The sequence below is a fragment of the Nonomuraea sp. NPDC049784 genome (assembly GCF_040659615.1).
Classification (GTDB): Bacteria; Actinomycetota; Actinomycetes; order Streptosporangiales; family Streptosporangiaceae; genus Nonomuraea.
In genome coordinates this window covers 1-5,961 of the sequence record NZ_JBFAMX010000631.1, presented here as the reverse complement: position 1 = coordinate 5,961, position 5,961 = coordinate 1, and the positions used below count along the sequence as shown (strand labels likewise).

Genomic DNA, 5,961 nt, shown 5'->3' with positions numbered 1-5,961 from the left:
CTCGGTGATCTACGAGACCCTGCCGGAGGCGGAGCGCCGCGAGCGCGCCGCCGCCCTGTTCCCCTACATCAGGGGCCTGGCCTCCACGGACGTCCGCGTCGTCGGCCACTACACCGACACACCCGAGGTGCTGGACTTCGTCTCCCGCGCCGAGCACCCGCGCCTGGCGGCCCTGGGCACGTCCTGCCCCGACCACTTCCTGCGGACCAAGGTCGCGCCCCTGGTGCTCGACCTGCCGCCGGACGCGCCCCTGGAGCAGGCCGTCGAACGGCTGCGCGAGCTGCACGCCGCCTACCGCGACGACTACACCGCCTACTACAACCGGCACGCCACCCCCGACTCCCCGGCCATCCGGGGTGCGGACCCGGCGATCGTGCTGGTTCCGGGCGTCGGCATGTTCTCGTTCGGCAAGGACAAGCAGACCGCGCGCGTGGCCGGCGAGTTCTACGTCAACGCCATCAACGTCATGCGCGGCGCCGAGTCCGTCTCCACCTACGCGCCCATCCCCGAGTCGGAGAAGTTCCGCATCGAGTACTGGGAGCTGGAGGAGGCCAAGCTCCGCCGCATGCCCAAGCCCAAGCCCCTCGCGACCCGCGTCGCGCTGGTCACCGGCGGCGGCTCGGGCATCGGCGCGGCCACCGCCCGCCGCCTGGCCGCCGAGGGTGCTTGCGTGGTGGTCGCCGACCGCGACCTGGCCGCCGCGGAGAAGATCGCCGCCGAGATCGGCGCGGCCGCGTACCGGGTGTCCGACGTCGCGGCGGCGGTCGCGGTGGACGTCACCTCCGAGGAGCAGATCGCCGAGGCGGTACGCGCGGCCGTGCTGGCGTTCGGCGGCGTCGACCTGGTCGTCAACAACGCCGGCCTGTCGCTGTCCCGCGCGCTGCTGGAGACCACCCTGGACGACTGGGACCTGCAGCACGACGTCATGGCCAGGGGCTCGTTCCTGGTGTCCCGCGAGGCCGCCCGGGTCCTGATCAACCAGGCCATGGGCGGCGACATCGTCTACATCTCCTCCAAGAACGCCGTCTTCGCCGGCCCGAACAACGTCGCGTACGGCGCCGCCAAGGCCGACCAGGCCCACCAGGTGCGGCTGCTCGCGGCCGAGCTGGGCTCGCACGGCATCCGCGTCAACGGCATCAACCCCGACGGCGTGGTACGCGGCTCCGGCATCTTCGCCTCCGGCTGGGGCGCCAACCGGGCGGCCGTCTACGGGGTGGAGGAGGAGAAGCTCGGCGAGTTCTACGCGCAGCGCACCCTGCTCAAGCGCGAGGTCCTGCCGGAGCACGTGGCCGCCGCCGTCTTCGCCCTCACCGGCAACGACCTCACCCACACCACGGGCCTGCACATCCCGGTGGACGCGGGCGTCGCCGCCGCCTTCCTCCGATGAGTCCGATGACGGATCAGGAGTAGGCCGCCACCATCCCGGCCACCGCCAGCGCGGCGCCGGCCGCCGTGACCAGGAGACCCCCGGCCACGGCGGCCCCGCTGTCCCCGCGCACGTCCTTCCAGTGCATGATCACGTACGGCAGGAACCGTTCCTTTGCAGTGAGCGAGTGCGCGCCCCGGCGCGCCCCGAACGGTCTTGGGAACGCTGGTCCCCGGCTTTCGCACCCGGGCGGCAACACGCATCCCGTGCGTGGTCCGTTCCGGGAGGGCCGGGTCCCTCACGATCCCTCACCCTGGGCTCGGCCGATAGCAGCAGGGAGGCCCCAGGCCATCTCTCTGGTGGCGAGGGGGCCCGTATGCCGACGCCGTGCTCAGTGTGACGGATCGCGTGCGAAATGTTATCGGACTCGATGGCTAAGCCGCAGCAGCACGAGCAAGTTCTTCCAGCGCTGCCCCGCACCCCTTCCCGCAGGGGTCACGAATGAGAGATCGGGCAAGTACTCGGTCATGCGCCGATCATGTCTCAGCCCATTTGTCGTTCACTTGCAACGGACTGGGGTAGTGCACTCTGACTTGCATGTTCATCCTCTGCAGTGCATTATCTTCAACAGCAAGGTCATGAGATGTGATGCATGAACATGCAGGAGGGTTTGATGAGGGCAGCGATCGCGGGAGCCAGCGGCTACGCGGGCGGGGAGCTGCTGCGCATCCTGCTCGGTCACCCCGAGTTCGAGATCGGCGCGCTCACCGCGGCTTCGAGCGCGGGCAGCCGCCTCGGCGTCCACCAGCCCCACCTGCCGCAGCTGGCCGACCGCGTCATCGAGGACACCTCCGCCGACACGCTGGCCGGCCACGACGTCGTCTTCCTGGCATTGCCGCACGGCCACTCGGCCGCCGTCGCCGCCCAGCTGGGTGAGGAGACGGTGGTGGTCGACTGCGGCGCCGACCACCGGCTCACCGACCCGGCCGCCTGGCAGGAGTTCTACGGCGGCGAGCACGCCGGCTCCTGGCCCTACGGCCTGCCCGAGCTGCCCGGCCAGCGGGAGATCCTCAAGTCGGCCACCCGCATCGCGGTCCCCGGCTGCTACCCGACGTCTGTCCTGCTCGCCCTGTCGCCCGCCTTCGGCGCGGGGCTGGCCGAGCCGGACGTGGTCGTGGTGGCCGCCACCGGCACCAGCGGCGCCGGCAAGTCGCTCAAGCCCCACCTCCTCGGCAGCGAGGTCATGGGCTCGGTCAGCGCGTACGGCGTGGGCGGGGTCCACCGGCACACCCCCGAGATGGAGCAGGGTCTGGCGGCCGTCGCCAAGACCCCGGTGCGGGTCTCCTTCACCCCGATGCTGGCCCCCATGAGCCGCGGCATCCTGGCCACCTGCACCGCTCCCGCCGCGCCGGGCGTCACCAAGGAGTCGCTGCGGACGGCGTACGAGGTCGCGCTGAAGGAGGAGCCGTTCGTCAAGCTCCTGCCCGAGGGCGTCTGGCCGGCCACCTCCATGACCTACGGCGCCAACACCGCCGCCCTGCAGGTGACGCTCGACGAGCGCGCGGGCCGCGTGGTCGCCGTCATCGCCATCGACAACCTCACCAAGGGCACGGCCGGAGGCGCCGTGCAGAGCGTGAACATCGCACTCGGCCTGCCCGAAGAACTCGGCCTCCCCCTGACAGGAGTCGCACCGTGAGCGTTACCGCACCACTCGGTTTCAGAGCCGCGGGTGTCGCCGCCGGGATCAAGTCCGGCGGCGCCCGTGACCTGGCACTCGTCGTCAACGACGGACCCAGCAGGGCCGCCGCGGGCGTCTTCACCGCCAACCGCGTGAAGGCCGCCCCCGTCCTGTGGTCGCAGCAGGTCCTGACGGGCGGACGGCTGCGAGCCGTGGTGCTCAACTCCGGCGGCGCCAACGCCTGCACCGGCCCCGAGGGCTTCCAGGACACCCACGCCACCGCCGAGAAGGTGGCCGAGGTGCTCCAGGACTCCGCGGGTGAGGTCGCGGTCTGCTCGACCGGCCTGATCGGAGAGCGGCTGCCGATGGACGCGCTGCTGTCCGGCGTCGAGACCGCCTCGACCCAGCTCTCCCGCGACGGCGGCCTGGCCGCCGCGGACGCCATCCGCACCACGGACACCGTCTCCAAGATCTCGTTCCGGAGGGGCAGCGGCTACATGGTGGGCGGGATGGCCAAGGGCGCGGGCATGCTCGCCCCGGCCCTGGCCACCATGCTCTGCGTGATCACCACGGACGCCGACCTGACCAGCGAGGAGCTCGACGCCGCGCTGCGCAAGGCCACGGCCAAGACGTTCGACCGCCTCGACGCCGACGGCTGCATGTCCACCAACGACACGGTGCTCCTGCTGGCCAGCGGCGCCGCCGGGGTCAAGCCGGACCTCGCCGAGTTCGAGCAGAAGGTCCAGGAGGTCTGCGCCGACCTGGCCAGGCAGCTCCTGGTGGACGCCGAGGGTGCCTCCAAGGCCATCGCCATCGAGGTGGTCGGTGCCGCATCGGAGGACGACGCGGTCAAGGTCGGCCGCACGGTCGCCCGGTCCAACCTGCTCAAGTGCGCCATCCACGGCGAGGACCCCAACTGGGGCCGCGTCCTGGCCGCCGTCGGCACCACCGACGCGGTGTTCGAGCCCGGCCGCCTGAACGTGGCCATCAACGGCATCTGGATCTGCCGGGGCGGCGCGGTCGGCGACGACCGTTCCAAGGTGGACATGCGCCCCCGCGACGTGACGATCACGATCGACCTGTCGGCCGGCCCGCACACCGCGACCGTGCACACCACGGACCTGACGGCCGAGTACGTCCACGAGAACTCGGCGTACTCCTCATGAGGGCCACCACGGCGCAGACCAAGGCCGAGACGCTGATCGAGGCGCTGCCCTGGCTGACCCGCTTCCACGGCGCGACCATCGTCATCAAGTACGGCGGCAACGCCATGACCGACGAGTCGCTCAAGGAGGGCTTCGCCGAGGACGTCGTCTTCCTGCACCACGCGGGCCTGCGCCCGGTCGTCGTGCACGGGGGCGGCCCGCAGATCAGCAGCGCGCTCGACAAGCTGGGCATCGAGTCCACGTTCACCGCCGGGCTGCGGGTCACCACGCCGGAGGCCATGCAGGTCGTCAGGATGGTCCTGACGGGCCAGGTCAACCGCGACATCGTGGGCCTGGTCAACCGGCACGGCCCGTTCGCCGTCGGCATGTCCGGGGAGGACGCCCACCTGTTCACGGCCGTGCGCAAGCACGCGATCGTGGACGGTGTGCCCGTGGACATCGGCCAGGTCGGCGAGATCATCAAGGTCGATCCCGGCGCTGTGCGGGCCCTCATCGACGACGGCCGCATCCCGGTCATCTCCAGCGTGGCGCGCGGAGACGACGGGGAGATCTACAACGTGAACGCCGACACCGCCGCCGCCGCGCTGGCCGTGACGCTCCAGGCGCAGAAGCTGATCGTCCTCACCGACGTCGAGGGCCTGTACGCCAACTGGCCCGACGACACCGACGTGATCGACCAGCTCGGCGCCAAGGAGCTGGAGACGCTCATGCCCACGCTGTCCAGCGGCATGGTCCCCAAGATGGAGGCCTGCCTGACGGCAGTCCAGGGCGGCGTCCCGCAGGCCCACGTGCTCGACGGCCGGGTGCCACACTCACTGCTGCTGGAAATCTTCACCAATGAGGGAATCGGAACGATGGTGATGCCCTGATGAGCTTGTATCAGAGGTTCGAACAAGCCTTCATGCCCAACTACGGCGTCCCGCCGGTCGCGCTGGCACGAGGTGAGGGCACCCGCGTCTGGGACGTGGACGGCAAGGAATACCTCGACTTCATCGGCGGCATCGCGACCAGCTCGCTCGGTCACGCCCACCCCGCCCTGGTCGAGGCAGTCTCCAAGCAGGTCGCCACGATCGCGCACACGAGCAACCTGTTCCTGCACGAGCCGGAGGTGCTGCTCGCCGAGAAGCTCCTCGCCCTGCTGAACGCCCCGGCCAAGGTCTTCTTCGCCAACTCGGGCACCGAGGCCAACGAGGCCGCGTACAAGCTCGCCGTCAAGTACGGCAAGCGTGAGGGCCGCTCCTACTTCGTCGCCGCCGAGAACGGCTTCCACGGCCGGACGATCGGCGCCCTGTCCCTGACCGGCAAGCAGTCGATCCGCGACCAGTTCGGCCCGTTCCCGATCGACGTCCGCTTCGTCCCGTACGGCGACGCCGACGCGCTCAAGGAGGCCGTGACCGGCGACTGCATCGCGGTGTTCCTCGAGCCCACCCAGGGCGAGGCCGGCGTCGTGCCGCCGCCCGAGGGCTACTTCGAGGCGGCCCGCGAGATCTGCGACTCGACCGGCGCCCTGCTGGTGGCCGACGAGATCCAGTCGGCGATCGGCCGCACCGGCCACTGGTTCGCGCACCAGGCCGACGGCGTGACCCCCGACATCCTGACCCTGGCCAAGGGGCTGGGCGGCGGGATGCCGATCGGCGCGTGCATCGGGTTCGGCGACGCGGGCAAGCTCTTCGCCAAGGGCGATCACGGCTCGACGTTCGGCGGCAACCCGGTCTCGTGCGCCGCGGCGCTGGCCGTGCTCGACAACCTCG

General features: G+C 70.9%; 5 protein-coding genes. All 5 read left to right on the top strand.

Annotation, left to right across the window (positions count from 1 at the left end; genetic code table 11):
- Nucleotides 1-1,387, top strand: a 1,387-nt coding sequence (gene rhaD / locus AB0J09_RS54095) for a bifunctional rhamnulose-1-phosphate aldolase/short-chain dehydrogenase (protein WP_360710028.1), incomplete at its 5' end; no start/stop codon positions are given.
- A gap of 652 nt (nucleotides 1,388-2,039) precedes the next feature.
- Nucleotides 2,040-3,062: an N-acetyl-gamma-glutamyl-phosphate reductase gene (gene argC, locus AB0J09_RS54090; protein WP_360710026.1), complete on the top strand. Its 1,023-nt coding sequence runs from the start codon at nucleotides 2,040-2,042 to the stop codon at nucleotides 3,060-3,062.
- The gene (gene argJ, locus AB0J09_RS54085) at nucleotides 3,059-4,210 is read left to right on the top strand and encodes a bifunctional glutamate N-acetyltransferase/amino-acid acetyltransferase ArgJ (RefSeq protein WP_360710024.1); all 1,152 of its coding nucleotides are present in this window, start codon (nucleotides 3,059-3,061) and stop codon (nucleotides 4,208-4,210) included. The genes argC and argJ overlap by 4 nt, the downstream gene beginning before the upstream one ends.
- Nucleotides 4,207-5,079, top strand: coding sequence for an acetylglutamate kinase (gene argB, locus AB0J09_RS54080; protein ID WP_360710022.1), 873 nt, complete (start codon nucleotides 4,207-4,209; stop codon nucleotides 5,077-5,079). The genes argJ and argB overlap by 4 nt, the downstream gene beginning before the upstream one ends.
- Nucleotides 5,079-5,961 (top strand): acetylornithine transaminase (locus AB0J09_RS54075; protein WP_360710020.1); only part of this gene is annotated, 883 nt, incomplete at its 3' end. The genes argB and AB0J09_RS54075, both read left to right, overlap by 1 nt.

Coding starts and splice junctions, on each gene's coding strand:
- argB (WP_360710022.1), top strand. CDS start 4,207: ATGAGGGCCACCACGGCGCAGACCAAGGCCGAGACGCTGATCGAGGCG.
- argC (WP_360710026.1), top strand. CDS start 2,040: ATGAGGGCAGCGATCGCGGGAGCCAGCGGCTACGCGGGCGGGGAGCTG.